The 26976-nt window shown below is 73.1% G+C and carries 26 protein-coding genes and 1 tRNA gene; 12 read left to right on the top strand and 15 right to left on the bottom strand.

All coding sequences use genetic code 11. The features are described 5' to 3' along the window. Positions 1 to 197: 197 nt before the first annotated feature. The 4 genes from ACIG5E_RS04965 to nth all read right to left on the bottom strand — a co-directional run bounded on the left by ACIG5E_RS04965 (position 198) and on the right by nth (position 3926). Positions 198 to 899: a metal-dependent hydrolase gene (locus ACIG5E_RS04965; RefSeq protein WP_396531512.1), complete on the bottom strand. Its 702-nt coding sequence runs from the start codon at positions 897 to 899 to the stop codon at positions 198 to 200. Positions 900 to 1055: 156 nt separating this feature from the next. Further along, entirely contained in the window at positions 1056 to 2240 is a 1185-nt protein-coding gene (locus ACIG5E_RS04960; protein ID WP_396531511.1) for a MarP family serine protease, read from the bottom strand. Between the two features lie 46 nt (positions 2241 to 2286). Then, positions 2287 to 3021, bottom strand: a complete 735-nt coding sequence (locus tag ACIG5E_RS04955; RefSeq protein ID WP_396531510.1) for an NUDIX hydrolase — start codon at positions 3019 to 3021, stop codon at positions 2287 to 2289. Next, the gene (gene nth, locus ACIG5E_RS04950) at positions 3018 to 3926 is read right to left on the bottom strand and encodes an endonuclease III (protein WP_396531509.1); all 909 of its coding nucleotides are present in this window, start codon (positions 3924 to 3926) and stop codon (positions 3018 to 3020) included. Before nth ends, ACIG5E_RS04955 begins: the two co-directional genes overlap by 4 nt. 111 nt (positions 3927 to 4037) lie before the next feature. On the opposite strand from nth, the gene ACIG5E_RS04945 reads away from it, so the two are divergent. Then, positions 4038 to 4190: a hypothetical protein gene (locus ACIG5E_RS04945; RefSeq protein ID WP_396531508.1), complete on the top strand. Its 153-nt coding sequence runs from the start codon at positions 4038 to 4040 to the stop codon at positions 4188 to 4190. Between the two features lie 242 nt (positions 4191 to 4432). Here ACIG5E_RS04945 and ACIG5E_RS04940 read toward each other — a convergent pair whose 3' ends face one another. Then, entirely contained in the window at positions 4433 to 4933 is a 501-nt protein-coding gene (locus ACIG5E_RS04940) for a MarR family winged helix-turn-helix transcriptional regulator (protein ID WP_396531507.1), read from the bottom strand. A gap of 39 nt (positions 4934 to 4972) precedes the next feature. After that, entirely contained in the window at positions 4973 to 6637 is a 1665-nt protein-coding gene (locus ACIG5E_RS04935; RefSeq protein WP_396531506.1) for an FUSC family protein, read from the bottom strand. Positions 6638 to 6776: 139 nt separating this feature from the next. On the opposite strand from ACIG5E_RS04935, the gene ACIG5E_RS04930 reads away from it, so the two are divergent. Continuing rightward, on the top strand, positions 6777 to 7565 hold the full coding sequence (locus tag ACIG5E_RS04930) for an alpha/beta fold hydrolase (protein WP_396531505.1): 789 nt from the start codon (positions 6777 to 6779) through the stop codon (positions 7563 to 7565). A gap of 98 nt (positions 7566 to 7663) precedes the next feature. Here ACIG5E_RS04930 and ACIG5E_RS04925 read toward each other — a convergent pair whose 3' ends face one another. Further along, on the bottom strand, positions 7664 to 8482 hold the full coding sequence (locus tag ACIG5E_RS04925) for an isocitrate lyase/phosphoenolpyruvate mutase family protein (protein WP_396531503.1): 819 nt from the start codon (positions 8480 to 8482) through the stop codon (positions 7664 to 7666). Between the two features lie 113 nt (positions 8483 to 8595). Between ACIG5E_RS04925 and ACIG5E_RS04920 the strand changes: the two genes are divergently transcribed. Beyond that, positions 8596 to 9633, top strand: coding sequence for a DUF5937 family protein (locus ACIG5E_RS04920; protein ID WP_396531502.1), 1038 nt, complete (start codon positions 8596 to 8598; stop codon positions 9631 to 9633). 152 nt (positions 9634 to 9785) lie between these two features. Then, on the top strand, positions 9786 to 10460 hold the full coding sequence (locus ACIG5E_RS04915; RefSeq protein WP_030288117.1) for a Crp/Fnr family transcriptional regulator: 675 nt from the start codon (positions 9786 to 9788) through the stop codon (positions 10458 to 10460). A 77-nt stretch (positions 10461 to 10537) separates the two neighbouring features. Here ACIG5E_RS04915 and ACIG5E_RS04910 read toward each other — a convergent pair whose 3' ends face one another. The 5 genes from ACIG5E_RS04910 to ACIG5E_RS04890 all read right to left on the bottom strand — a co-directional run bounded on the left by ACIG5E_RS04910 (position 10538) and on the right by ACIG5E_RS04890 (position 13408). After that, positions 10538 to 11371: an MBL fold metallo-hydrolase gene (locus tag ACIG5E_RS04910; protein WP_396531501.1), complete on the bottom strand. Its 834-nt coding sequence runs from the start codon at positions 11369 to 11371 to the stop codon at positions 10538 to 10540. A gap of 218 nt (positions 11372 to 11589) precedes the next feature. Then, positions 11590 to 11763 carry a hypothetical protein gene (locus ACIG5E_RS04905; RefSeq protein ID WP_396531500.1) on the bottom strand — a complete coding sequence of 58 codons (174 nt, stop codon included), beginning with the start codon at positions 11761 to 11763 and terminating at the stop codon, positions 11590 to 11592. Positions 11764 to 11855: 92 nt separating this feature from the next. Further along, a complete protein-coding gene (locus ACIG5E_RS04900; protein ID WP_396531499.1) occupies positions 11856 to 12722 on the bottom strand; it encodes an NUDIX hydrolase in 867 nt (288 codons plus the stop codon). A gap of 63 nt (positions 12723 to 12785) precedes the next feature. Next, positions 12786 to 13253 (bottom strand): RidA family protein, encoded by a 468-nt coding sequence (locus ACIG5E_RS04895; protein ID WP_396531498.1) that lies wholly within the window; start codon positions 13251 to 13253, stop codon positions 12786 to 12788. Next, positions 13250 to 13408 carry a DUF4177 domain-containing protein gene (locus tag ACIG5E_RS04890; protein WP_094743074.1) on the bottom strand — a complete coding sequence of 53 codons (159 nt, stop codon included), beginning with the start codon at positions 13406 to 13408 and terminating at the stop codon, positions 13250 to 13252. The genes ACIG5E_RS04895 and ACIG5E_RS04890 overlap by 4 nt, the downstream gene beginning before the upstream one ends. A gap of 247 nt (positions 13409 to 13655) precedes the next feature. Here ACIG5E_RS04890 and ACIG5E_RS04885 point away from each other — a divergent pair, with 247 nt between their 5' ends. Beyond that, positions 13656 to 14744, top strand: a complete 1089-nt coding sequence (locus ACIG5E_RS04885; protein ID WP_396531497.1) for an ArsA-related P-loop ATPase — start codon at positions 13656 to 13658, stop codon at positions 14742 to 14744. Next, positions 14741 to 15931, top strand: coding sequence for an ArsA family ATPase (locus ACIG5E_RS04880; protein WP_396531496.1), 1191 nt, complete (start codon positions 14741 to 14743; stop codon positions 15929 to 15931). The genes ACIG5E_RS04885 and ACIG5E_RS04880 overlap by 4 nt, the downstream gene beginning before the upstream one ends. Positions 15932 to 16006: 75 nt before the next feature. Here the strand turns inward: ACIG5E_RS04880 and ACIG5E_RS04875 are convergent, their stop codons facing one another. Further along, positions 16007 to 16330 carry a WhiB family transcriptional regulator gene (locus tag ACIG5E_RS04875; RefSeq protein WP_030240986.1) on the bottom strand — a complete coding sequence of 108 codons (324 nt, stop codon included), beginning with the start codon at positions 16328 to 16330 and terminating at the stop codon, positions 16007 to 16009. A gap of 505 nt (positions 16331 to 16835) precedes the next feature. On the opposite strand from ACIG5E_RS04875, the gene ACIG5E_RS04870 reads away from it, so the two are divergent. Beyond that, complete coding sequence (locus ACIG5E_RS04870) at positions 16836 to 19088, top strand: transglycosylase domain-containing protein (protein WP_396531495.1); 2253 nt, start codon at positions 16836 to 16838, stop codon at positions 19086 to 19088. 215 nt (positions 19089 to 19303) lie between these two features. Here the strand turns inward: ACIG5E_RS04870 and ACIG5E_RS04865 are convergent, their stop codons facing one another. Then, positions 19304 to 19756 (bottom strand): GatB/YqeY domain-containing protein, encoded by a 453-nt coding sequence (locus ACIG5E_RS04865; protein ID WP_396531494.1) that lies wholly within the window; start codon positions 19754 to 19756, stop codon positions 19304 to 19306. Between the two features lie 90 nt (positions 19757 to 19846). On the opposite strand from ACIG5E_RS04865, the gene ACIG5E_RS04860 reads away from it, so the two are divergent. The 4 genes from ACIG5E_RS04860 to ACIG5E_RS04845 all read left to right on the top strand — a co-directional run bounded on the left by ACIG5E_RS04860 (position 19847) and on the right by ACIG5E_RS04845 (position 23427). Beyond that, positions 19847 to 20575 carry a CGNR zinc finger domain-containing protein gene (locus ACIG5E_RS04860; protein WP_396531493.1) on the top strand — a complete coding sequence of 243 codons (729 nt, stop codon included), beginning with the start codon at positions 19847 to 19849 and terminating at the stop codon, positions 20573 to 20575. Then, positions 20575 to 21519: a metallophosphoesterase gene (locus ACIG5E_RS04855; protein WP_396531492.1), complete on the top strand. Its 945-nt coding sequence runs from the start codon at positions 20575 to 20577 to the stop codon at positions 21517 to 21519. Before ACIG5E_RS04860 ends, ACIG5E_RS04855 begins: the two co-directional genes overlap by 1 nt. Before the next feature lie 99 nt (positions 21520 to 21618). After that, a tRNA-Pro gene (locus tag ACIG5E_RS04850) sits at positions 21619 to 21692 on the top strand. Positions 21693 to 22464: 772 nt separating this feature from the next. Beyond that, positions 22465 to 23427, top strand: coding sequence for a YDG/SRA domain-containing protein (locus ACIG5E_RS04845; protein ID WP_396531490.1), 963 nt, complete (start codon positions 22465 to 22467; stop codon positions 23425 to 23427). A 55-nt stretch (positions 23428 to 23482) separates the two neighbouring features. Here the strand turns inward: ACIG5E_RS04845 and ACIG5E_RS04840 are convergent, their stop codons facing one another. Beyond that, complete coding sequence (locus tag ACIG5E_RS04840) at positions 23483 to 26299, bottom strand: ATP-binding protein (RefSeq protein ID WP_396531489.1); 2817 nt, start codon at positions 26297 to 26299, stop codon at positions 23483 to 23485. Between the two features lie 179 nt (positions 26300 to 26478). On the opposite strand from ACIG5E_RS04840, the gene ACIG5E_RS04835 reads away from it, so the two are divergent. Further along, positions 26479 to 26856, top strand: coding sequence for a nuclear transport factor 2 family protein (locus tag ACIG5E_RS04835; RefSeq protein ID WP_396531488.1), 378 nt, complete (start codon positions 26479 to 26481; stop codon positions 26854 to 26856). Positions 26857 to 26976 lie beyond the last annotated feature (120 nt).

Below are 26976 nucleotides of genomic sequence, written 5' to 3'. Positions count from 1 at the left end.
GCCGCCCCCCCCCGCCTCCGGGGGGGGTTACATCGCATTTTGCCCCCGGGCCCACGCCGCGGCGGGGCCGCGGGGGGGGGGGGCGCGGGGGGGGGGCCCCCCCCCGCCCCCCCCCCCCCGCTCCGGCGGGCCGGACGACAGCCGGTCGGCCGGTCACCAACCGGTGACCAATCAGCCGCCGGCCGGCCGTCAGCCCGTCAGTTCACGATCGTCGGCGACAGCGCTGTGAACCACAGCAGGACGAAGGTCGCCACCGACATGATCGGCACCAGCACCTTGGTCTCGACGTTGTTGCCGCTGCGCTTGATCAGCACGATCTCGTAGCGCTCCTTGTGCGGCCACAGCAGCGGCGCGCCCTTCTTGGTCAGGCAGTCGCCCAGCAGGTGCGCCAGCGTGCCCAGTCCGACCGCGTAGGGCAGCCAGCCGGGCGAGTTGGGCATCCAGGTGTTCATCCCGAAGGTGCCGAGCGCGGCCAGGCCGATGACGGTGATCCACGCCTCCGGTCCGTTGCTCGGCGGGCAGAGCCGCAGTGCGCGGACCGCCAGCGCCAGCAGGAAGAACGTCACCGTGAGGGTGAAGTAGCGGCCCAGGAACGTGACGCCCGCCCAGGTGCCGCCGCCCATCAGCGCGACGAACAGCAGCGAGTGGGTGGCGTGCCGGTGCCCGCCGGAGGCCCAGGCCACGAAGCGGCAGAGCGCCTTGGAGACCGGGCCGAGGAAGTTGGCGATCGAACCGTCGTGGTGGTCGAGGTCCGGCAGCAGCGCCGCGCCCGCGCACAGCACCGTGCCCATCAGTATGTCCGCCGGCTGCAGCGTGGTGTGCAGCAGCAGCGGAGGCAGGAACGGAGCCGAGGCCGCGTACAGCATCGCCCCGCTCACCGCGTGTGAATGACCCATCATCGGACTGCCACGACCTCCCGTTGACTCACTCCGGGACGGCAACCCGGTTGAGCCGAACGGGTGAGCGCGGCCGAGGCTACCAGGGCGGACTGACGGTGCGACGGATCCCGCACCGGCAGAATGCGCGGCGCCGGGCCCGGAACGACGGCCGGACCGTCAGAGCGCGCAGCCCTGGGTGTCCACCCTGGTGGTCGCGCCGCCGCCCGCGGTCGCGTCCTCGCGCACCTCGGCCGAGGTCAGCACGTACCCGGTGTCGGCGCTGTCCAGGGACTTGGCGAACACCACGCCGTACACCTGGCCGTCCGGGGTGAGCAGCGGGCCGCCGCTGTTGCCCTGGCGGACCAGCGAGCGCACCGAGTAGACGTCGCGCACCACCTGGCCGCGGTGGTAGATGTCCGGGCCGTTGGCCTGGATCCGGCCGCGGATGCGGGCGGGCTGGACGTTGAAGGCGCCGTTCTCGGGGAAGCCCGCGACGATCGCGCTGTCGTTGGTCCGCGCCTCGCCCGCGAAGGTGAGCGGGGGCGCGTTCAGCTTGGGCACGTCCAGGACGGCGATGTCGCGCTGCCAGTCGTAGCGGACCACGGTGGCGTCGTAGAGCTGGCCGGCGCCGCCGATCTGCACGGTCGGCTCGTCGACGCCGCCCACCACGTGGGCGTTGGTCATCACCCGGTGCGGGGCGAAGACGAAGCCGCTGCCCTCCAGGGTCTTGCCGCAGGAGGTCGCGGTGCCGACCACCTTGACCAGGCTCTGCCGGGCCTTGGCCACCGCAGGACTGTTGGCCAGCGCCGGGTCGGGGGTGTCGACCTGGGTGATCGGCTCGTGCTCGAAGGGGTTGAAGACCTGCGGGAAGCCGTTGCGGGCGAGCACCTTGGAGAAGTCGGAGAACCAGTTCGGCGCGTCGCCGGGCAGCGCGTCCTGGACACCGCCGAGGATCGCCGAGGACCGGACCTGCTTGGAGACCGTCGGCAGGGACGTCCCGGCCAGCGCGGAGCCGATCAGCCAGGCCACCAGCAGCATCGAGATCACGTTGACCACCGCGCCGCCGGACGCGTCCAGCAGCCGGGCCGGGCGGCGGTCGATGTGGCCGCGCAGCTTCCAGCCGAAGTGGGCGGTGACCGCCTGGCCGATCGCGGCGCAGACGATCACCACCACGACGGCCACCACCGAGGCCGTGGTGCCGGGGCTGAGGTGGTCGAGCAACAGCGGCAGCAGCTGGACGGCCAGCAGGCCGCCGCCGAGGAAGCCGACGAGTGACAGGACGCCCACCACGAAGCCCTGCCGGTAGCCCGAAATGGCGAATCCGACAGCGGCGAGGATCAGCAGCACATCCAGGACGTTCACTCCGACACCCTCCCACGCTTCGCGACCGTGCCGCGCCGACGGCCCGTCACGAGCCGTCGGCGTCGCTGCCCGGCAGGGCCCGGGAGTGTTCGAGGTCACCCTGGACGAGCGCGAGCGCGTCGTCCGAGAGGTCGACGATCCGGGACGGGTCCCAGGGCAGCTCCAGCCCGCTGTGGTGCAGCACCCGGTCGATCACCCCGGCGGTGAACCCCCAGACCAGCCGCCCGGCGACCGCGAAGGCCGGCCCGATGTGCCCGGACGGGTGCCGCAGCCGGACCCGGTTCGCCGGGTCGGCGAGGTCGGCGATCGTCACCCGGAACACCGCGCCGGTCTCGCCCTGGTCCACCGGGTGCACCGGCGACTCCTCGCGCCACCAGCCCAGCACCGGAGTCACCACGAAGCTGCTCACCGGGATGTACAGCCGGGGCAGCGCGGCGAAGACCTGCACCCCGGCCGGGTCCAGGCCGGTCTCCTCCCAGGCCTCGCGCAGCGCCGCCGCGATCGGGCCGGGACCGTCCGGGTCGCCGTCCTCCGGGTCCAGCGAGCCGCCCGGGAAGGACGGCTGGCCGGCGTGCGAGCGCAGCGAGCGGGCCCGCTCGATCAGCAGCAGGTCCGGTCCGTCCGGGCCCTCCCCGAACAGCATCAGCACGGCTGCCGCCCGACCGCCCTCGCGCGGCGGCAGGAAGCGGCTCAGCTGCTCCGGCAGCACCCGCTCGGCCGCGTCCCGGACCGGCTCCAGCCAGCCCGGCAGACCGCTCCGCTCGATGGTTCCGGTGATCACGCCTCCACCCCCAGGTCCGCCACCCGCCCGTGGTGGGCGGCCGCGTCGGCGCGGGCGGCGGCCTCGCCGGGGAAGTCCGACGGCGGCTTCAACCGCTGGCCGGGGTGGCCGCCCATCTCGTACTTGAGCAGCTTGCGGGCCTTCTCCGGGTCAAGCTCGCCCTCCCCGTACGCGGGGCAGAGCGGGGCGATCGGGCAGGCCCCGCAGGCGGGCTTCTGGGAGTGGCAGATCCGGCGGCCGTGGAAGACCACGCGGTGCGAGAGCATCGTCCACTCCGACTTCGGGAAGATCTCGGCGACGGCCAGCTCGACCTTCACCGGGTCCTCCTCGGTGGTCCAGCCGAACCGCCGGGCCAGCCGCCCGAAGTGGGTGTCCACGGTGATGCCGGGGACACCGAAGGCGTTGCCGAGCACGACGTTGGCCGTCTTGCGGCCGACGCCCGGGAGGGTCACCAGGTCGGCCAGCCGGCCGGGGACCTCGCCGTCGAACTCGTCGCGGAGCGCGGCGGAGAGGCCGATCAGTGCCTTCGCCTTGTTCCGGAAGAAGCCGGTCGGGCGGATGACCTCCTCCAGCTCCTCCGGGTTCGCCGCCGCCATGTCCTCGGGCGTCGGGTACTTCGCGAACAGCGCCGGGGTGGTCTGGTTCACCCGCAGGTCGGTGGTCTGCGCCGACAGCACGGTGGCCACCAGCAGTTGGAACGGGTTCTCGAAGTCCAGCTCCGGGTGCGCGTACGGGTACAGCTCCGCCAGCTCGCGGTTGATCCGCCGGGCCCGTCGAACCATCGCCAGGTGCGACTCCGGCTTCCTCGGCTTCACGGGCGGCTTCGCAGCCTGCTTCACGGCCGACTTCACGGCCTGCTTCGCGGCCGGCTTGGTCGCGGTCTTCCGGGCCTTGCTCTCTGCCATGCACGAAGGCTACGCCGAGCGGCGGACCGCTTGGGGCCGATCAAGGACGGAAAAAGGGCCCGCCCGGGCGGCTGTTGTGCAGTGGGGGCGGTCCGGCTGGGAGGAGAACGGATGATCAGGGTCCTGTTGGCCGAGGACATGACCATCGTGCGGCAGGGGCTGATCGCCCTGCTCGGGCACGAGGCCGATCTGACCGTCGTCGCCGACGTCGAGCGCGGGGACGAGGTGGTGCCGGCCGCACTGCGGACCAGGAACGGCAGGTAGGTGAGCGCCCCGTGGGCGACCAGGCTCCACGGCCACCGGGTGCGCGGGGCGCGCCACGGCCCGGCGTGCAGGAGTTGGAAGCCGAGCAGCGCCAACAGTACGGCGACGGCGGTCAGTTGGTAGCCCAGGCCGTCGCGGTTGCGGACCGTGGCCAGCACCGAGGCGACGAAGAAGCCGACCGCCACCATGAGGACGATGCCCCGGCTGGGTGAGGCGGGTCATCGGATCCGGCCGGAGGGTGTTCACCGCAGCGGGCGGCCGATGGTGCCCTCAAGGGTGTTGAGCAGGCCGGCCAGGGCCTCGGCGAGGCGGTCCTGCTCGTCGGGGGTGAGGCCGGAGAGCAGGGCGCGGTCGTGGGCGACGAGCTCCTGGACCAGGCCGTCGACCAGCTCCCGTCCGGCGTCGGTGAGCGAGAGGTGGGCGACCCGGCGGTCGCGGTCGTCGGTGCGGCGGCTGACCAGCCCGCGCTCCTCCAGCAGCCGCAGGCGCTTGGTCACGGCGGCACCGGAGGCGAAGCTCTCGCGGGCCAGCTGGGTGGGTGTCAGCTCGACGTCGACCCGGCGCAGGGCGCCGAGGATGTCGAACTCGGCACGGGTGAGGCCGGCCCGGGTGAGCGGGTCGGGCGTCTGCTGGAGCAGCGCGGCGCAGCGGTTGATCCGGCCGAGGACGGCGATCGGGCCGGTGTCCAGGCCCGGGTAGGCGCGCTCCCACTGGCGCAGCACACCTGCGACGACGTCCTCCACGTGCGCTGCTCCCGTTCCGCGACCGACCGTCCGTCGATCCTAGACCGCGCGTACTCCGGTGCCGCGCCGCTCCAGCAGGGCTGCCAGCAGGTGGTGGGCGTGCTGCTCGGTGTCGGCGGTGCGCTGGTGCGGGAGGGCGGGGCGGCGCCACTCGCCGGTGGCGGTGTCGGCGGCCTCGCGCAGTTCCAGCAGGGCGCCGGCCAGCCCAGTCCGGGCGGCCGCGGCCTCGGAGCCGACGGCCTCGGAGCCGACGGCCGCGGCGGCCGCGACGGCGGCCCGGGTGGCGGTCTCGGCCCCGGCCAGGGCGCGGGACAGCCGGGTGGCGGTGCGCCGGTTGGTGACCAGCAGGCAGGCGGCGAGGCCGGTGAGCGCGCCCACGCAGGTGTCCAGCCAGCGGTCGGCGACCAGGGTCCGGGCGGGTTGGAGGCCTGCGAACTCGGTCATCAGCAGGGCCATCGGGGTGACGAAGACGGTGGCCAGCCAGTAGCTGCGGGCGATCGTCGCCTCCGCGCCGAACTGGCACAGCAGCCCCAGCCCGATCAGTGCCACCTGCCCCGAGCGCGCGACGGGCAGTGCGGCGGTGAACAGCACCAGGCCGATCAGGTTGCCCAGCACCCGTTGCATGGCGCGCTGCCAGGAGAGCGTGCTGTTGGCCTGGAACACCGAGGCCGCGGTGACCACCGCCCAGTACGGTCGGCCGACGCCGAACGCCAGCGAGAGCCATCCGGCGGCGGCGCAGCCGACGGCGACCCGCAGGCCGATCGGCAGCAGCGCCGAGCCGGGCCCCAGCGCCCGGCGCAGTGCCTGGCGCGGCGACGGTCGGGGGCCGGGGCGGTGGACGCCCAGTTCGGCGGCCTCGGCCTCGGTGAGGTCGAGCCGCGGCAGCTGGCGGCCCCGGCGCAGGTCGCGGGCCCAGGCCGCGTACCGCTCGGCAACATCGGCAGCGGCGACGTCAGCGGCCACCGGCTCGGCGGGCGCGGCCAGGGCCGACTCCGCGTGGACGAGCAGCCGCTCGGGAGCGTCGCCGAGGGCGCGCCACCGGGCCGGGGAGGAGAGGGCGAGGCTCTGCCGGGCCGCGTCGACCGCACCGACCAGGGCGGTCCGGCCAGCCGCGTCCGGGGCGCCGGGCGCAGTGCGGGCCAGCCGGGCGGCGGCCTCCAGCGCGCGGGCGGTGGCGATCCGCTCGGGCCCGTACGGGCGCAGCAGCGCGGGGGCCATGCAGACCAGCCAGGCCAGTGCGGCGCCGAGCGCGGTGAGCGCCAGGTGCGGCGGCAGGTCGGCGGGGTGCTGCGGAACGAAGGCGCAGCTGGCGGTGGTGAAGGTGATGATCAGACTGCCGGGCGGGCCGATTCGGGCGGCGTCGCAGCACAGCTTGTGCAGCGCGGCGAGCACGGCCGCCACCGCGACCAGCACCACGGCGTCGCGGGTCAGCGCGGCGGCGGTGAGGGCGGCGGCGGTGCTGAGCACGGTGCCGAGCAGCACGCCGGCCAGGGTCCGGGCCCGGGCGCGGTAGGGCAGGCCGTGGCCGTACAGCGCGCCGAGGCCGCCGGCCGAGGTGTAGAGCGCGAGGTCGAGTCGGCCGAGGGCGAGCAGGGTGAGGTTGAGGATGCCGAGGGTCACCACGGCGCTGAGCGCGGGCTTGTGCCAGATGTCCCCGGGCGGGCCGACCCGGAGTGCCTGTCGGAACTGGGCGGTTGTGGCCATGGAAAAAGATTAGCAGTTAATTTATCCGTGAAGCATCTGCTCGCGGGATCGCCGAAAAATTTCTCCGCCGAAGCGATGAGTTCTGCGGCGAGCCCCGGTCTACCCCTATGACCGACTCGTACGACAGAAGGAACACCCCATGAGCACCGTGATCTCCGCCGACGGCACCACCATCGCCTGCACCGTCACCGGCTCCGGCCCGGCCGTGGTGCTGGTGGACGGGGCGATCGGCCACCGCGCCTTCGACCCGGGCGTCGCGGTCGCCGAGCAGCTCTCGGCCCACCACACCGTGTGGGCCTACGACCGGCGCGGCCGCGGCGGCAGCGGGGACACCGCGCCGTTCGCCGTGGAGCGCGAGATCGAGGACCTGGCCGCCGTCATCGCGGCGGCCGGCGGCTCGGCGGCCGTCTTCGCCATCTCCTCGGGCGCCGCGCTCGCGCTGCGGGCCGCCGCCGCGGGCGTCGGGATGACCCGACTCGCCGTCTACGAGCCGCCGTTCAGCACCGAGGAGGGGCAGGCCGAGCGCTTCGTCGGGTACGTCACCGAGCTGGAGGCGGCGCTCGCCGAGGGGCGGCGCGGAGATGCCGTCGCGGCCTTCATGACCTTCGTGGGGATGCCCGGGGAGATGGTGGACGGGATGCGCTCCGCCCCGGTGTGGCCGGTGTTCGAGGCGGTCGCGCCGACCCTGGCGTACGACGCGGAGGCGCTCGGCGCGCGGACCGGCGCGACCGTGCCGGTCGAGCTGCTGGCCACCATCGCCGTGCCCACCCTGGTCCTGGACGGCGGCGCCAGCCCGGAGCTGCTGCGGGCCCCCGCCCGCGCGGTGGCCGAGGCCGTGCCGGGCTCCGAGTACCGGACGCTGGCCGACCAGACCCACGAGGTGGCGGCCGAGGCGCTGGTGCCGGAGCTGCTGAAGTTTTACGCCTGACAGGCACCAGCCCCCGGAGCCGCTGAACCCCCGTCCAGAGCCTCGCCGAGCTGGGCTTCACCGGCTGACGCCTCCTGGAGCCTTGACTGCACACCCCGTCAGTACAGCTCGTTCAGCTCCCCGAAGCCGAGCGCCCCGTCGAGCTCCGTCAGCGTCCCGGCCCCGAGCAGTTCGACGGCGGCCCGGTGGGCCGTGGTGTACGCGGCCTGGGCGAGGCCGGTGCCGACGCTGACCCGCCGCACCCCGGTGGCGGCGAGCTCGGCGACGCTCGGCCCGCCCGCCCCGGCCATCGCGTTCACCGGCAGCGGGGAGCGTCGGCACAGCTCGGTGAGGGCGTCGAGGTCCAGCAGCCCGGGGACGAACAGGCCGTCGGCGCCCGCTTCGGCGTAGGCCTCGGCCCGGACCAGCACATCGTCGAGCCCGCCCAGTCCGAACAGGAACACGTCGGTCCGGGCGTTGACCAGCAGCTCGGGCAGCCCGGCCGCCGCTGCCGCGGTACGGGCCGCGCGCAGCCGCTCGGCCTGCTCGGCCACCGGGAACAGCGGGCCACCGACGGCCGTCGAGTCCTCCAGGTTGACCCCGGCGGCGCCGACGCCGACCAGTTCGGTGACGGTCGCGGCCACGTCGACGGGCAGCGGCCCGTACCCGCCCTCGGCGTCGACGGTGACCGGCAGGTCCACCGCGGCGACGACCCGGCGGGCCGCCTCGACCGCCGCCGCCCGGTCCATCCGCTGGCCGTCGCCGTGGCCCAGCGACCAGGAGACGCCGCCGCTGGTGGTGGCGATCGCCCGGGCGCCGGCCGAGGCGATGACCGCGGCGCTGCCCGCGTCCCAGGCGTTGGGCAGGACGAGCACGCCCTCCGCGACGAGCTCGCGCAGCCGCAGCGCCCGCTCGCGGGCCTCGGGGGTGGTGGACATATCTGGTCACCGGCTTTCGTACGGATCGGTGGGGACGCGGGCATCCTTCACCCCGGCCGGAGCGCGCCACCAGTGATTAAGCTGGGGCCGAATCTTCCGAAGGGGGCCCGCAGATGCGGACGGAACTCCAGTTCTCCACCCATGACTTGGCACTGACCCGGTTCGCGGTCAGTCCGATGCAGGAAGTGGTGACCAGCCTGCGCGCGCTCGCCCACTCCCCCGTCCCGGCGCTGCACCGCCGCTGGGCCGGGCAGGTGCGCGCCCGGCTGGCCGCCGCCGGGCTGGACCGGGGCCGGCTGGCCGCGATGGTCCCGCCCCACGGCCACCTGCCCGACTTCCTCAACCCCGCCCCGGCGGGTTGCTCGACCACGCTCGCCGAGGAGCTGGCCACGATCACCGCGACCGGCTCCGAGCAGGTCCGGGCCGACCTCGACATCCTGGCCGCCGAGGCCGGCGGCCGGCTGCCGGCCGCGCTGGTGCCGCTGCACCGCGACCCGGCGGGTCAGCTGCCCCGGCTGACGGCCGAGATCGAGGCGTACTGGGAGCTGGCGCTCGCCCCGTACTGGGCGCGGATCCGGGCGCTGCTGGCGGCGGACGTCTTCCACCGCTCCCGGCAGGCCGCCGAGCACGGCACCGCGCGGATGCTGAACGAACTGCACGGGACGGTCCGCTGGGACGGCACCGCGCTGCTGCTGGAGCAGCGGCACTGCGCCGTCACCCGGCTGACCGCCGGGGCCGGACTGCTGCTCGTGCCCTCGGCCTTCGCCTGGCCGCGGGTGCTCACCCGGGTGCTGCCGCCGGACCCGCCGCAGCTGGTCTACCCGGCGCGCGGCACGGCCGCGCTGTGGGAGGAGCGGCCCGGCTCGGCGGCGCGCACCGACGCGCTGGCCGCCGTCCTCGGCCGGTCCCGGGCCCAGTTGCTGGCCGAGCTCGACTCCCCGGCCTCGACCACCGAGCTGGCCCGCCGGACCGGGCTGTCCCCGGCCGCCGTCTCCCAGCACCTCACCGCCCTGCGCGCAGCGGGCCTGACCAGCGCCCACCGGGCCGGGCACGCCGTCCTCTCGGCCCGTACGGCAGTGGGCGACTCCCTGTTCGATCTCAACGGACAGACGTTCGACCGGGCGACGTCCGCCGAGCGTCCCGCCCCGTGACCCGCCGGTACGAATGGCCCCGCACCGCACACCCGGACACACCCCCTCCTCATATGATCGGAGCGACATGCGCCATGCTTGGTGATGCAGAACACTGAACGGAACTTGCGCCGGACGGCCCACCCGCCGGACGGCCGAGAAGGAGGAAGCACGTGGACGACGTTCTGCGGCGCGCCGCACTCTTCGCGGCACTCGACGACGAACAGGCCGGCGAGCTGCGCGCTTCCATGACCGAGGTCACCCTCGCCCGTGGTGAGTCGCTGTTCCACGAGGGCGACCCGGGCGACCGGCTGTACGTCGTCGCCGAGGGCAAGGTGAAGCTGCACCGCGCCTCGCCGGACGGCCGCGAGAACATGCTGGCCGTGCTCGGCCCCAGCGAGATGATCGGCGAGCTGTCGCTGTTCGACCCGGGCCCGCGCACCGCCACCGCCAGCGCGCTGACCGAGGTCAAGCTGCTCGGCCTCGGCCACGGCGACCTGCAGCCCTGGCTGCACGCCCGCCCCGAGGTCTCCATCGCGCTGCTGCGGGCCATCGCCCGCCGACTGCGCCGGACCAACGACGTGATGTCCGACCTGGTCTTCTCCGACGTGCCCGGCCGCGTCGCCAAGGCCCTGCTGGACCTCTCCCGCCGCTTCGGCGTGCAGTCCGAGGAGGGCATCCACGTCGCCCACGACCTCACCCAGGAGGAGCTGGCCCAGCTGGTCGGCGCCTCCCGCGAGACCGTCAACAAGGCGCTCGCCGACTTCGCCGGCCGCGGCTGGCTGAAGCTGGAGGCGCGCGCGGTGGTCCTGCTGGACGTCGAGCGGCTGTCCCGCCGCTCGCGCTGACGCTCCGAGCACCGCGAAGGGCCCGTCCGACCCGGACGGGCCCTTCGGCGTTTCCCGGACCGGCCCCGGGTCCGGGGTCAGTCCTGGTCCGGGATCAGCCCGTGCTCCTCCAGGTACTCCAGCTGGGCGCGCACCGACAGCTCGGCGGCCGGCCAGAGCGCCCGGTCCACGTCGGCGTAGACCCGGGCGACCACGTCGGCGGCCGTCCGGCAGCCCGCCTCGACCGCCGTCTCCACCTGGGCGAGCCGGGTGGCCCGGTGCGCCAGGTAGTAGTCGACGGCGCCGAGCGCGTCCGCGAGCACCGGGCCGTGGCCGGGCAGCACGGTACGGACGCCGTGCGCGGAGGCCATGGTGTGCAGGTGGCGCAGCGAGTCCAGGTAGTCCCCGAGCCGGCCGTCGGGGTGGGCGACCATCGTGGTGCCGCGGCCGAGCACGGTGTCCCCGGTGAGGACCGCGCCGTCGTCCGGCAGGTGGAAGGTCAGCGAGTCCGAGGTGTGGCCGGGGGTGGCGACCACCCGCAGGTCGAGGCCGCCGACGTCCAGCCGCTGGCCGCCGACCAGGCCCTCGGAGCCCAGCCGGTGCGCCGGATCCAGAGCCCGTACCTCGGTGCCGGTGAGCTCGGCGAAGCGGGCCGCGCCCTCGGAGTGGTCGGCGTGGCCGTGGGTCAGCAGGGTGAGCGCGATCCGCTTGCCGCGCTCCTCGGCGAGGTCGAGCACCCGGCGCAGGTGGCCCTCGTGCAGCGGGCCCGGGTCGATCACGACCGCGAGGTCCGAGCCGGGCTCGGAGAGCAGCCAGGTGTTGGTGCCGTCCAGCGTCATCGGCGACGGGTTCGGCGCCAGTACGCACAGCGCCCGGGACGTGGCCTCGCCGCCGACCACGGCGGCGGGGTCACCCGGCAGAAGGCCGCTCATGCGCCCGCCTCGCTGCGCTCGGTGGGCTCTTCGCGCAACGCGCACCTCTCGATGGCTCGCTCGCTTCGCTCGCTCATGCGCCCGCCTCGCCGCGCTCGGTGGGCTCTTCGCGCAACGCGCACCTCTCGATGGCTCGCTCGCTTCGCTCGCTCATGCGCCCGCCTCGCTGCGCTCGGTGGGCTCTTCCCGCAACGCGCACCTCTCGATGATTCGCTCGCTCACCGGCCACGCTCGCCGTCGCGATGCAGGGCCCGCAGCGGCAGGGCCCGGACGAGTGCACGCTGGGCGACCTCGACGAACGGGACCTGGCTGTCGCAGGCCGGGGTACGGGGGGTCAGTCGGCGGGCGGGCAGCTCGGGGGCCGTCCGGCGAGCCACGTCGTTGTGGTTCATCGGTCATCGGTCCTTTCTGGTCGTCTGATCGGCATCTTTTCAGCGGTGGTCGGGAATCCCGGGTCGGTCCTCGTGTGTCAGGAGTTCCCGGGTCAGGAGTCCTCCGGGAACTCCCCGTCGATGGTCAGTTCGTCGTACCCGGGCCAGCGGACCGTCATCCGGTCGCCGCGAACCTCGGCCCGGCCCAGCACCGGCTCCAACGTCCGCCCGGCGGCCGCGGCCAGCGCCTCGGCGGCGGTCCGGACCGGCGACAGCTCGCGCAGCACCGTCACGGTCGGCGGCAGCATGCCGAACCGGCCCTCGTGGTAGCCCCGGACCGCCTCGGTCGGCGTCAGCCAGGCGACCCGGTCGGCCTCGCCGACCTCCAGCGCCGCGCGCTGACCGGCCGGCAGGGCGGCGACGAAGAACCAGGTGTCGTAGCGCCGCTCCTCGAACTCCGGCGTGATCCAGCGGGCCCAGCCGCCCAGCAGATCGCTGCGCAGCACCAGCCCGTGGTCCCGCAGGAACTCGGCGAGGGACAGCTCGTGCGCCTCCAGCGCGGCCCGTTCCACGGACCAGTCGCGCGGCGCGGCGACGCTCTGCGCGTCCGGGCCGGCCAGCAGCACGCCGGCCTCCTCGAAGGTCTCGCGCACGGCGGCGCACACCACCGCCCGCGCCGTCCGGGCGTCCACCCCGAGGCGGCGCGCCCACTCCTCGGGCGACGGCCCGGCCCAGCCGGGCTCGACCTCGGCGTCGCGCGGGTCCACGCCGCCGCCCGGGTAGGCGTACATCCCGGCCGCGAAGGCCATCGAGGTGCGACGGCGCAGCAGGTAGGCCTCCGGCCCGTCGGCGCAGTCGCGCAGCAGCACGACCGTCGCGGCGGGCCTGGGCACCGCCGGGGTGAGCAGGCCGGAGTCGACCGCCCGGATCCGGGCGGGCCAGCCGGGCGGCATCGGGAGCGTCGTTGCTCGATGGTCCATGCCCGGATGCTAAGCGCACGGAGGCGGGGTTGGACAGGCCCAACCCCGCCTCCGCGATCACACTCAGGCGCTCTTGACGCGCACCTGGATCTCGACCTCGACCGGGGCGTCCAGCGGCAGCACCGCGACGCCGACCGCGCTGCGGGCGTGCACACCGGCCTCGCCCAGCACCTGGCCGAGCAGCTCGCTGGCGCCGTTGATCACCCCGGGCTGGCCGGTGAAGTCGGGGGCGGAGGCGACGAAGCCGACGACCTTCACGACCCGCTCGATCCGGTCCAGATCGCCGATCACGGACTTCACGGCGGCCAGGGCGTTCAGCGCGCAGGTCTGCGCGAGCTCCTTGGCCTCCTCCGGAGACACCTCGGCGCCGACCTTGCCGGTGCTCGGCAGCTTGCCGCCGACGACCGGCAGCTGGCCGGAGGTGAACACGAACTCACCGGACTGCACGGCCGGCACGTACGCGGCGACCGGGGCGGCCACCGGCGGCAGGGTCAGACCCAGCTCGGCGAGCTTCGACTCGACCTGGCTCATGCGTTCTTCTCCCGCTTGAAGTAGGCCACCAGCTGCTCCGGGTTCGGGCCCGGCACGACCTGGACGAGCTCCCAGCCGTCCTCGCCGAAGTTGTCCAGGATCTGCTTGGTGGCGTGCACGAGCAGGGGCGCCGTCATGTATTCCCACTTGGTCATGGCCAGACTCTAGACGAGCCGTCCCGGCGATCGCCGCCGCCCGCCGACCGGCGTGTGAGGTGAGGCACAAAGGGGGCATGATTCAGTCCTGGCACCCCGGGTGCTCCGGGCATCGGGAGCGCTCCCTGGTTACTCTCGCGAGAGGGCACCCTCATGGAGGGACACCCCGTCCGCGCGCGGGCACCCCCGGCAGGGGCACCTCGCGGGAGGGGACGCCCGTAGGGACGGAGACGGACGGAGACGCAGCGTGGCACGCACCCCCGGCCAGGCGGCCCGGCGCGACCCCGACTGGGAGGGGGTCCGGCTGCACGTGGTCAGCGGCAAGGGCGGCACCGGGAAGACCACGCTGGCCGCCGCGCTGGCCCTGGCCCTGGCCGCCGACGGCGGACGGGTGCTGCTGATCGAGGTCGAGGGGCGGCAGGGCATCGCCGAGCTGTTCGGGATCGCCGCGCTCCCGTACGAGGAGCGCCGGATCGCCTCGGTCTCCCGCCCCCAGCTGGGGCTTCCGGCCGGGGAGGCGCCCGCGGGCGGGGCACACGCCGGCGAGGTGCTCGCGCTGGCGATCGACACCGAGCAGGCGCTGCTCGAGTACCTGGAGATGTTCTACAAGCTCGGCCGGGCCGGCAAGGCGCTGCAGAAGGTCGGCTTCGTCGACTTCGCCACCACCATCGCCCCCGGCGTGCGGGACGTGCTGCTCACCGGCAAGGCCTGCGAGGCGGCCCGCCGCAAGGGTCCGGACGGGCGGCGTCGGTACGACGCGGTGGTGATGGACGCCCCGCCGACCGGGCGGATCACCAGGTTCCTGAACGTCAACTCCGAGGTCGCCGGGCTGGCCCGGATCGGCCCGATACACACCCAGGCGCAGGCCGTGATGCGGGTGCTGAGGTCGCCGGAGACCGCCGTGCACCTGGTCACCCTGCTGGAGGAGATGCCGGTGCAGGAGACGGTCGACGGCATCGCGGAGCTGCGCGAGGCGAAGCTCCCGGTGGGCGGGGTGATGGTCAACATGGTCCGGCCGCCGGTGCTGGACGCGGCGGCGGTGGCCGCGGTGGACGGGGACCACCGCGAGGACGTGGCGCTGGCCCTCGGCGAGGCCGGGCTGGGGGGCCGCTCGCGCAAGGCGGAGACGGTCCGGGCGGCGGTGGAGCCGCTGCTCGACCCGCTGCTGGAGCAGGCCAGGGAGCACGCCGAGCGGGTCGAGCTGGAGCGCGAGCAGCGCGCCGACCTGCAGCAGCTGCGGCTCCCGACGTACGAACTGCCGCTGCTGGGCGAGGGTGTGGACCTCGGCGGGCTGTACCGGCTGGCGGGCGAACTGAAGCGGCAGGGGGCGGCGTGACTTCGGCGAACAACGGCGCAGCGTCGGACGGCGTGCGGGGCACCGGCAGTCGGCTCGCGGTGGACGGGCTGATCGACGACCCGAAGACCAGGATCATCGTCTGCTGCGGCTCCGGCGGTGTCGGCAAGACCACCACCGCCGCGGCGATCGGCCTGCGGGCCGCCGAGCGCGGCCGCAAGGTCGTGGTGCTGACCATCGACCCGGCCCGGCGGCTGGCCCAGTCGATGGGCCTGACCGAGCTGGACAACACCCCCCGGGTGGTCAAGGGCGTCACCGGCGACGGGGAGCTCCAGGCCATGATGCTCGACATGAAGCGGACCTTCGACGAGGTCGTGCTGGCCCACGCCGACCCCGAACGGGCCAGGGCGATCATGGAGAACCCGTTCTACCAGTCCCTGTCGGCCGGCTTCGCGGGCACGCAGGAGTACATGGCGATGGAGAAGCTCGGGCAGCTGCGCGCCGCCGAGGAGTGGGACCTGATCGTCGTGGACACCCCGCCGTCCCGCTCGGCGCTGGACTTCCTGGACGCGCCCAACCGGCTCGGGTCCTTCCTGGACGGCCGGGTGATCCGGATCCTGACCGCGCCGGCCAAGGTCGGCGGCCGCAGCGCGATGCGGTTCCTCAACGCCGGGATGGGCCTGCTCACCGGCACCCTGGGCAAGATCTTCGGCGCCCAGCTGCTCACCGACGTGCAGACCTTCGTCAGCGCGACGGACTCGATGTTCGGCGGCTTCCGCGAGCGCGCCGACCGCACCTACCAGCTGCTCAAGGCGCCGGGCACGGCGTTCCTGGTGGTGGCGGCGCCGGAGCGGGACGCGCTGCGCGAGGCGGCCTACTTCGTGGACCGGCTCGCCGCGGACCGGATGCCGCTGGCCGGGCTGGTGCTCAACCGGGTGCACAGCACGGGCGCGCCGCAGCTCACCGCGGAGCGGGCGCTGGCGGCCGCCGAGGCCCTGGAGGAGAACGGCTCGGAGCACTCCTCGCCCGAGGCGGAGCTGCTCGCGGCCGGGTTGCTGCGGCTGCACGCCGAGCGGATGCAGATCATGGGGCGCGAGCGGCGCACCCGGGACCGGTTCGTCTCGGTGTACCCGGACGTGCCGATCGTGGAGGTGGCCGCGCTGCCGGGCGACGTGCACGACCTGGACGGGCTGCGGGCCATCGGGGAGCGGCTCAGCGGCGCGGCGTGAGCACCCCGGGGGGCCGGTGCGGCTGACGCGACCGGGGCCGACGGAGCCGACGCGGCCGGCCTGCCTCCGCCGGGTTCAGCCCGCCTGGGCGTAGTCCGTCAGTATCACGCCGGTCGCGAGGGACTCCTCGTACTCGGTGCGGGCCGTCTCCAGCAGCCTGCGCCACGAGATGACCGTCGGGCGGCGGCGCAGCAGCGCCCTGCGCTCGCGTTCCGTCATCCCGCCCCACACCCCGAACTCCACCCGGTTGTCCAGTGCGTCCGCCAGGCACTCCGTACGGACGGGGCAGCCGCTGCACACCGCCTTCGCCCGGTTCTGTGCCGCCCCCTGGACGAACAGTTCGTCCGGATCACTCGTGCGGCAGGCGGCCTGCGCACTCCAGTCGTCAACCCAGCCCATGCCGGCGCCGTCCTCTCCCGATGATTCGAGGCTCCCCCACGGCGGCAACGGCATATTCACCGTTGCCAGTTGAGGACGTTACGGAAGAAGGACAGCTTGCAACAGCCCCTTCGGGCTCAATCTCGAATGACCCGATTGGACTATGGGTATCGGTCATCTCACTCGTTGGAGTGATCGCAGGTCGCGGCCCTTGCCAGGCCGGAGGCCCCCACTCTCACCGCAGGCGCCGTCACGGAGCGCAACCATTCACTCGAACACAGCAGGCCTCAGCCGCCTCAAAATCCGGGGCAATTACGGGCAATTCGGGCAAGTCTTCCCACTCACAAGAGTGAGTGATGTTGACGCACCGAAGCTGTCGCAAGCTTGTGACAAGCCTAGGCGAACACCTGCCCCTATGTGCGGGATTCGGGGACGTAGGGTTCTCCCCATGGCACCGAAGCGCCCACCGGCACCCCAGCCCCCAGGCAACCCCGGAGCTCCGCGCCGCAAGAGCAGCGGATCACCGATGGACCACGTCGGCAACGGCGTGAAGTTCCTGGGCGTCAGCGTGCTCTCCGGAGTCCTGCTGGCAGGCCTCGCCCTGCCGGCCGTCGGCGCCATGGGGCTGACCGCCAAGGACACGGCGGAGAGCTTCCAGAACATCCCCGACGACTTCAAGACCCCGCCGCTCACCCAGGCCACCCAGATCTTCGACGCCAAGGGCGGCCTGATCGCGAAGGTGTACGAGCGCGACCGCACCGTCCTCAGCGCCGACCAGATGTCGCCGTACATGCGGCACGCCCAGGTCGACATCGAGGACGCCCGGTTCTACGAGCACGGCGCCGTCGACCTCAAGGGCGTCCTGCGCGCGGTCGGCAAGAACGCGGAGAGCGGCACCGCCGCCCAGGGTGCCTCCACGCTGACCCAGCAGTACGTGAAGAACGTCAACGTGGAGAAGGCCGGCGACGACCAGGCCGCCGTCCTGGAGGCCCAGCGCAAGACCCTGGGCCGCAAGATCCAGGAGCTCAAGGTCGCGATCAAGCTGGAGGAGGACCTGACCAAGGATCAGATCCTCACCAACTACCTCAACATCACCTTCTACGGCCACCAGGCCTACGGGGTCGAGGCCGCGTCCCAGCGCTACTTCAGCAAGAGCAACAAGGACCTGACCATCGCCGAGGCCGCCACCCTGGCCGGGCTGGTCCAGAACCCGTCGCAGTACGACCCGGTGCGCTACCCGGACAACACCATCAAGCGCCGCAACACGGTCATCGACAAGATGCTCGAGAACAAGCACATCACCGCCGACCAGGCGAAGGAGGCGAAGGCCGCCCCGCTGGGCCTGAAGTACAAGGACCCGCAGAACGGCTGCATCACCGCCCAGGCCGGCATGGGCTTCTTCTGCGACTACGTCCGCCACGTGGTCAAGCAGGACCCGGCCTTCGGCAAGAACGCCGACGACCGCAAGAAGCTGTGGGACACCGGCGGTCTGAACATCTACACCACGCTGGACCCGGACAAGCAGGCCGCCGCCCAGAACGCCGTCACCAAGAAGGTCAACGTGACCGACCAGGTGTCGGCCGCGGCGACCATGATGGAGCCCGGCACCGGCAAGATCCTGGCGATGGCCCAGACCCGCCCGTACGGCCTGGACCCGAACAAGAACCAGACCGTCGTCAACCTCAACGTCGACGCCTCGATGGGCGGCGGCAACGGCTTCCAGACCGGCTCGACGTTCAAGCCGATCATGGCCGCGGCGGCGCTGGAAGCGGGCATGTCGAACACCCAGTCGTTCCCGTCCGAGAACAAGATCGACTACCCCCAGATGTCGACCTGCAACGGCACCTGGAAGAACACCGACAAGCCCAAGGCCACGGTCAAGAACGAGTCGGCCGGCGAGGTCGGCCCGTACGAGCTCAAGCAGGCCATGGCGCTCTCGGTCAACACGTACTTCGTGGAGATGGAGCAGCAGGTCGGCCTCTGCCCGATGAAGCAGATGGCCAACAAGCTCGGCATCACCCAGTCCGCGAAGGGCGACCAGTTCCAGGAGGTGCCCTCGATGGTCCTCGGCACCCTGGAGCTCTCCCCGCTGACCATGGCGAACGTCTACGCGACCTTCGCCGCCCGCGGCAAGTACTGCACCCCGATCGCGATCAACAAGATCACCACGGTCGACGGCAAGGAGCTCAAGGTCCCGCAGTCCCAGTGCAACCAGGCCTTCTCCGAGCAGACCGCCGACTCGGTCAACACCGTCCTGCTCAACGTGACCGAGAAGGGCACCGCGGCCGCCCTCGGCCTCGACGACGGCCGCAAGATCGCCGGTAAGACCGGTACCACCGACGAGAAGAAGGCCGCCTGGTTCGACGGCTACACCCCGTCGCTGGCCACCGCGGTCTGGCTCGGCGGCCCGGCCGGCGGCGTCAAGATGAAGAACATCAACATCGGCGGCAAGCACTTCGACGAGGTGTTCGGCGCCGACGGCCCCGGTCCGATCTGGCAGATGGCGATGAACCAGGCGCTCAAGGGCACGCCCCTGGAGCCCATCCAGACCACCAACATCCCGGACCCCCAACCGACCACGCCCCCGCCGGGCACCCCCCCGGCGACCGACCCGAACGCCCAGCCGCCGCAGCAGCCGGGCCAGAACCCGCCGCCCGGCCCGGGGAACGGGAACGGCGGCCCCGGTGGGGTGATAGGAGGAGGGTTCACCCTCCCGCCCGGCATGATCGGCGGCAACGGGAACGGCAACGGCGGCAAGCACGGCGGCGGCAACGGCTGACCGGCTCTCCCCCGTACGAACGGCGAAGGGGCGCCCTCCGGATCTTCCGGGGGGCGCCCCTTCGGCGTGTCGGTGTGCTGCGCTTCGGCGTGTCGATGTGCTGCGCTTCGGTGTGTCCGGTGTTCTGCGCGCGGGCGTGTCCGGTGTTCTGCGCGCGGGCGTGTCGGTGTGCTGCGCTTCGGCGCGTCGGTCCGCTGCGCGCGGGTGCGTCCCGGTCAGGCCAGGGCGGCCTTCACGGCGGCGGCCACCCGGCCACCCTCGGCCAGGCCGTCCACCTTCGGCTTCACCAGCTTCATCACGGCGCCCATCGCCTGCGGGCCGCTCGCCCCGCTCTCGGCCACGGCGGCAGCCACGATCGCGGCCAGCTCCTCGTCCGACAGCTGCTTGGGCAGGTAGGCCGCCAGTACCTCGCCCTCGGCGCGCTCCCGGGCGGCCTGGTCGACCCGGCCGCCCTGGTCGAAGGCCTCGGCCGCCTCGCGGCGCTTCTTCGCCTCGCGGGTGATCACCTTGAGCACCTCGGCGTCGGACAGCTCGCGCTTCGCCTTGCCCGCCACCTCCTCGCTGGTGACGGCGGACAGCGTGAGCCGGATGGTGGACGAGCGCAGCTCGTCCCGGTCCTTGATGGCAGCCGTGAGGTCCTCCTGCAGCTGCGCCTTGAGCGTCGTCATGGCCACGAGTCTCCCACCTGCGCCGTTCGGTCGCTTGCCATTAAGTGCCGAGCACCGCCGGTTCGGCCTGTAACCACTTACCCTGGTTACATGACCGATCGAGACGGAGCACCGGACCCCGCGCCCGGCCTGGTCCTCAGCACCCCGGGCGACACCGCCTTCCTCTTCGACCCCGGTGCTCTCTGCCTCGAACTGCTCACCACCGGCGGCCCCGGCGACCTCTCCCGGTTCGAGGCCCTGCACCGCCCGTCCGACCTCACCGACTGGCTCCCCCGCTCCCGGCTGCGGCTGCCCGTCGGAGCCGTACGGATCACCGCCGAGCAGCTCGCCGACGCCCGCACCCTGCGCGACACCCTCTGGCGGCTGGCCGCCGCCCGCGCCCACGGTACGACCGGCACCGCCGCGGACCACGCCGCCCTCAACCGGGCCGCCGCCCACCCTCCGCTCGTCCCGCAGATCGCCCCCGACGGCACCGCGGCCGCCCCGCTGCCCGCCGACGGGGCCCAGCTGCTCTCCACCCTCGCCCGGGACGCCATCGCCCTGCTCACCGGCCCGTACGCGGACCGGATCCGGGAGTGCGGGGCGCACAACTGCCGGCTGCTCTTCGTCGACACCTCGCGGCCCGGGCGGCGGCGCTGGTGCTCGATGGAGCGGTGCGGCAACCGCAACAAGGTCCGGGCCCTGCGCGCCCGGCGGGAGTCCGAGGAGCCCGCAGCGGGGGCCGTTCCCGCAGCGGGGGCCGTTCCCGCAGCGGGGCCGTTTCCGCAGCGAGCCACCGGACGTTCACCAGCTGATCCACCGTCTGAGAGCATGGACTGATGCGACCGCTGTACTCCGTTCCCCTCGGTGTCGCCGCCGCCGGCGCCGCCTGCCTCGCCTACTCCGTCGGGTACGAGGTACGTGCCTTCCGGCTCCGCCGGGTCGAGGTCCCCGTCCTGCCGCCCGGCGCCAAGCCCGTCCGGATCCTGCAGGTGTCCGACATCCACATGGTGAGCGGGCAGGGCAAGAAGCAGCGCTGGCTGCAGAGCCTGGCCGGCCTGCGCCCGGACCTGGTGGTCAACACCGGCGACAACCTCTCCGACCCGCTCGGCGTCCCGGCCACCCTCGACGCGCTCGGGCCGCTCATGGAATTCCCCGGCGTCTACGTCTTCGGGTCCAACGACTACTACGGCCCGGCCCGCAAGAACCCGGCCCGCTACCTCCAGGCCATGCGCAGCGGCGTCCACGGCATGAACAACCCCGACGGCACCGGCAACCGCGGCATCAGTGGCGCCGTCCACAACCCCTGGGAGAAGCTCCGCGACGGCTTCGACGCGGCCGGCTGGCTCGGCCTGACCAACGCCCGTGGCCGCCTCACCGTCAACGGCCTCGACCTCGAGTTCACCGGCCTCGACGACCCGCACATCCGCCGCGACCGCTACGCCGAGGTCTCCGGCGGCCCCTCCGCCGACGCCGACCTCTCCCTCGCCGTCGTCCACGCGCCCTACCTGCGCGTCCTCGACGCCTTCACCGCCGACCGCTACCCGCTGATCCTGGCCGGCCACACCCACGGCGGCCAGCTCTGCATCCCCTTCTACGGCGCCCTGGTCACCAACTGCGACCTCGACACCCGCCGGGTCAAGGGCCTCTCCACCCACCAGGCCGGCGGCCACCGCTCCTACCTCCACGTCTCCGCCGGCTGCGGCACCAACCGCTACACCCCGGTCCGCTTCGCCTGCCCCCCGGAAGCCACCCTCCTCACCCTCACCCCCACCCCCCGCTGACCCGACCGGACGCCCGCGCGAAACCGGATTTCGTGTCTCGGCGAGCGTCCGGTAGAGTTCTACTCGTCGCGAAGGAGACGGAGCGACAAACAGAAAGACCGGGGTGTGGCGCAGCTTGGTAGCGCGCTTCGTTCGGGACGAAGAGGCCGTGGGTTCAAATCCCGCCACCCCGACCCAGTGCAGAGGGCCCATCGGAGAGATCCGATGGGCCCTCTGACGTTGCATCCGGAAGAATTCCCATGGCCGGGGTCGCACGCGTCCGACAGTGACGCCCGTCACCTGATGGCCGAAGCGCCCCGCTGTAGGGGTGAACTCCTTCGCTGTGGCGATGCCGTTCCCAGCCCATCAGGGGTCGACGAGCATGCCGCTTCCGTATGCGGGGGCCACCGGCTTCAGACCGCGCATCTGCACCTCTGGATACCGAGCGATGGGATGCGCGCGTACCAGCCAGCCAACTCATTGGACTCGGCGAAGCGCTCGATGCCGCGGAGCGGCTGGGGGCCAGGCGCGAATTCCTCGGGATGCTCCGGGCTCGCTGTGATCACCATTGGCACCTGTTGGCAGACGCTCCTGACCTGGTCGTGTGGGCGGCCGCTCGCCGGCTGCCCCTCGGCTGGGTGCACTGCGATGAATGGGATCCAGCGGCCCCGTCGGTGGGAGGACATCCATGACAACGACGTGCCCGCGTTGACCCGAAAAACGGCCGAGCGGCTTGTCTGTGCGTACAAGCAGCTGAGACGGAACGGTGTGTACCAACGAGCCGAAGTCCGCGAGCTGCCTTACTGGCACAAGCTCCTCAAGTCCGCTGGCATGACTCGCTAGGCGGCGTCCCACGGGCTGATGGCTCGCTTCGACGGGTGGAACCACGACGGGTCGGCATGCGTTTCGCGATACGAACATCGACCCCTGGTACATCGGTTCTTTGACGCTGAGAGGCCTGGAGCTTTGCCGAACGGAACATTCCCCATCCCGCCCGACGGCTTTGATGGCTTCGGAGCCGTGCCTGGGATAGAGGTCGGAAGCATCTTCGTCAACCGGCGGGCGCTCTCCAAGGCCAAGGTGCACCGGCCGTTGCAGGCGGGTATCTGCGGCACGGCCAAGAGCGGTGCCGAGTCCATCGTCGTCTCCGGAGGCTATGAAGACGACCAGGACCATGGCGACTTCATCGTCTACACGGGGCAGGGAGGTCGTGACCCCAATACGGGCCAGCAAGTCAGTCACCAGGAGCTCACCCGCGGCAACGCTGCTCTAGTCACCAGCATGACCACTGGGGAGCCGGTGCGAGTCATCCGCGGGGCGGCGGGAGATCCTCAGTACTCGCCCACGACCGGCTACCGCTACGACGGGCTTTTTCGTGTCGAGCAGTCCTGGCACGAGAACGGCCAAGCAGAGTTCCGCATCTGGCGCTATCGGCTGGAACGAATCGATTCTGCAGTAGGAACAGCGCCAAAGCCGCTACTCGTGGAGCCTGTTGGTCAGGAGAAGCCGACCCGCACGGAAGCGATGGTCCAAAGGGTCGTACGCAGCACCAAGGTTGCGAACTTCGTGAAGCAGACCCATGACTTCACCTGCCAGGTGTGCGGGATCCGCCTTCAAACGCCGACGGGCGCCTACGCAGAGGCGGCTCACATTCGCGGGCTGGGTCAGCCACACGACGGTCCCGACGTCACCGGCAATGTGCTCTGCCTCTGCCCGAACCACCATGCGCTGTTCGACTTCGGCATGTTGACCATTGGAGACGACCTGATGGTTACCGACCATGCGGCAGGTAGCCCGATCGGGAAGCTGCGCGAGGCCGCGAACCATCAGATAGACCGAGATCATCTGGCCTACCACCGAGAGCACTACTCGCCGGGGTGGAAGCATTCCCCAGACGTTCCAGACGACGACGTCGACGCCGAGGAGTAAAAGGATCGGGGCCCTGCCGACTTGTTCGGCAGGGCCCCGAGTCGTTCCACGCAGGTCAGAACACGGTGGGGAGGGCCGTGCGGGAGGTGATGCCGAGTTTGGGGTAGGCCTTGTAGAGGTGGTGGGCGACGGTGCGGGGGCTGAGGAAGAGTTGGGCGGCGATGTCGCGGTTGGTGAGGCCCTGGGCGGCCAGGCGGGCGATCTGGAGTTCCTGAGGGGTGAGGGAGTTCAGGGGGGTGAGGGGGGCCTGGGGGGCCGGGGTGCCGGTGGCGGAGAGTTCGGTGCGGGCGCGGGCTGACCAGGGGTGGGCGGCGAGGCGGTCGAAGGTTTCCAGGGCTGCGGTGAGGTGGGGGCGGGCGTCGGTGCGGCGGCGGGTGCGGCGGAGCCATTCGCCGTAGAGGAGGGCGGTGCGGGCGTGTTCGAAGGAGCGGTGGGAGGTGGCGTGGAGGTCGAGGGCGGCGCGGTAGGCGGGTTCGGCGAGTTCGTCGGGGCCGAGCAGGGCCTGGCAGCGCAGGCGTAGGGCTTCGGCCCAGGGGCGGTCGGCGGCGGCGGTCCAGCGGGCGAAGCGTTCGTAGGGTTCGGCGGCGCGCTCCTGGGTGCCGAGCCGGACGGCGGCCTCGACCAGGTCGGGGACGGCCCGGGTGGCGCTGACGTGGTGGCGGTGCGGGCCGGTGGTGAGGGCGTGGAGGCGGTCGGCGGCGCCGGCGGCGCGGCCCTGGCCGAGGTCGAGCAGGGCCAGCGCCCACTGGGCCCAGGGGTGGCCGGCGGCGGGTGCGGCGGTCTGCGGGCCGGTGGTGGCGAGGGAGGTGGTGGCCAGTTCGGTGCAGCGTTCGGTGCGGCCGTCGAGGGCGGCCAGGTAGGCGAGCAGTGCGCTGAGTTGACTGACCCACTGCTGCTGGCCGGTGTCCTGGGCGAGGGCGAGCGCCTCGGTGGCGGTGAGTTCGGCGTCGGCGTGGCGGCCGTGGAAGAGCTCGGCTTCGGCGAGGAAGAACTGCAGGGTGGGCATCACTCCGAGGGCGCCCTTGGCGCGGGCCTCGGCGACCAGTTCGCTGCCGAGGTCGACGGTCTCCTCGTCGCGGCCGAGGACGAGGGTGGCGCCGCAGAGTTGGACCAGGTCGGCGGGGCTCTCGGCGCCGGCGCGGCGGGCCGCATCGACGGCCTCGCGGGCGGCCGGCAGCGCGTCGGCGGGCCGGCCGAGGGCCGGGAGGACGGCGGCGGGCAGGTAGCGGGCGAGCGGGGCGAGGGGGTCGTCGGCGGCCAGGGGGAGGGCGGCGAGCCGGTCGAGCACGTCGGCCACCGGCTCCTCCCCCGCGTACCAGGCGGCGTGGAAGGCCTGCACCAGCATCCGGGCGGCGTAGGCGGGTTCGATGGCAGCGCCGTCCACGGCGAGGGCGGCGTCGAGCAGCAGCCGGTAGGCCGTCGGGTACGAGCCGCGCCAGAAGTGCGCGGTGGCCCGGACCTGGTCCAGCAGGGCGTGGGCGAGGGGGCTGTCGGTACGGGCGGCGGCCTCGTCGGCGAGTGCTTCGGCCCGGGCCAACTCGCCTTCCTCGGTGGCGGCTTCGGCGGCCAGGACGAGGCGGCGGGTGGCGCCGTCGCGGTCGGGGGTGAGCCTGGCGGCCCGTTCGTACGCGGCAGCGCCGCCGTGGCCGCCGCGTCGGCCGGTGCGGACGGCGGTGCGCTCCAGCGCGTCGGCGAGGGCGGCGTCGGGGGAGGTGGCGGCGAGGGCGAGGTGCCAGGTGCGGCGGTCGCCCTCCGGCAGGGCCTCGGCGATGGTGCGGTGGACCGTCAGCCGCTGGTGGTGCGGGGCGCGCTGGAGGATGGCGGAGCGCAGGAGCGGGTGGCGGAAGGCGATCCGGCGGTCGGGAGTGACGGTGACCAGGCCGGATTCCTCGGCGGGGGTGAGGTGTTCGGCGCCGACGCCGAGCGCGGACGCGGCGGGCAGCACGACGTCGAGTTCGCCGCTCTCCTCGGCGGCGGCGACCAGCAGCAGGGTCTGGGTGGCCGGGGGCAGGCCGGTGACCTGCCCGTGGAAGGCGATCAGCAGCCGGCTGGTGAGCGGCAGGCCGCTCGCGGTGTGCGCCTGCGGTCCGGTGGCGACGGGGAGTTCGGTGAGGGCGAGCGGGTTCCCGGCGGCTTCGGCGAGCAGCCGGTCGCGGACGGCGGCGGGCAGGTCGGGGCCGGCCCGTTCGGTCAGCACCCGGGTGGCGTCGGCCTCGGCCAGGCCGGTCACCCGTAGTTCGGGCAGGCCCAGTCGGCGCTCGGCCGGGGCGCCGCCCTCGGTGCGGGCGGCGAGCAGCAGGGCGACGCCTTCGGCCTGGAGGCGCCGGGCGGCCAGCAGCAGGGCGTCCAGGGAGGCTCGGTCGAGCCACTGCACGTCGTCGAGCACGCACAACAGGGGCTGGTCAGCGGCGAGTTCGGCGAGCAGCCCGAGGGTGGCGAGGCCGACCAGCAGCCGGTCGGCGGGCCCGGCGGCCGGTTCCGTTGCTGCGGGTTCCGTTGCTGCAGGTCCCGTTGCTGCGGGTCCCGTTGCTGCGGGTTCCGTTGCTGCGGGCTCCGCCACGGCCGGTCCGTCGCCGAGCCCGAACGCCGCCTCCAGGGCCCGTCGTTGCGGCCCGGGCAGGACGTCCAGCCGGTCCAGGCCGGGCGCCAGCAGCAGGCTCAGCCCGGCGAAGGGCAGTTCGGCCTCGTACTCGACGCCCGCGGCCCGGATCACCCGGAACGCCTTGCCGGCCCGTGCGACGGCGTCGTCCAGCAGGGCGGTCTTACCGATCCCCGCCTCGCCGCGGAGCAGCAGCGCCCCGCTGCGTCCGTCCCGCGCCTGCGCCAACAGACCGTCGACGGCGGCCTGTTCGTGTTCCCTCCCGTACAGCATGCCCCCGACCCTATCGAGCCGGCCGGCGCCGCCCCCAGGGGAACGGCTACGTATCCACGGGCGGGAACCTACGCACCCCCCTACCTATCCGTGACTGATTCGCCCGCGGCCGCCCGTCCCTACCTTTGTGAGCAGCGGGAACGACCCGCCAACCACCCACCGGAACACGGGAGATGACCATGACCGAGATCACCACCGCCGCCCTCCAGCAGCTCGCCGAGCGCTACCTCGCGGTGTGGAACGAGACCGACCCGGCGGCCCGCCGCAAGCTGATCGACGAGGTGTGGGCCGAGGACGGCCGCTACACCGACCCGCTGGCCGCCGTCGCCGGCCGGGACGCGATCGACGCGCTGATCGGCGCCGCCCAGGCCCAGTTCCCGGGGCTGGAGTTCACCCTCGGCCCGGTGGACGCGCACCACGACATCGCCCGGTTCACCTGGAACCTCGGCCCGGCGGGCGCCGAGCCGGTGGTGATCGGCTTCGACGTGCTGGCGGCCACCCCGGAGGGCCGGATCGGCACCGTGCACGGCTTCCTGGACCGCGTGCCGGGCGCCTGAGCAACCCGGAAAGCCCGCGGGCGGGGCGCCGCACCCCCACGGCGGCGCCCCGCTCCCGTCCCACCCTCACGACAGCCCGCCCCCGCCGCACCCCCACAGCGGCGCCCCCACGGCGGCGCC

Source organism: Kitasatospora sp. NPDC053057, from assembly GCF_044546945.1.
Taxonomy (GTDB): domain Bacteria; phylum Actinomycetota; class Actinomycetes; order Streptomycetales; family Streptomycetaceae; genus Kitasatospora.
This window is presented reverse-complemented; position numbering and strand designations above follow the sequence as displayed.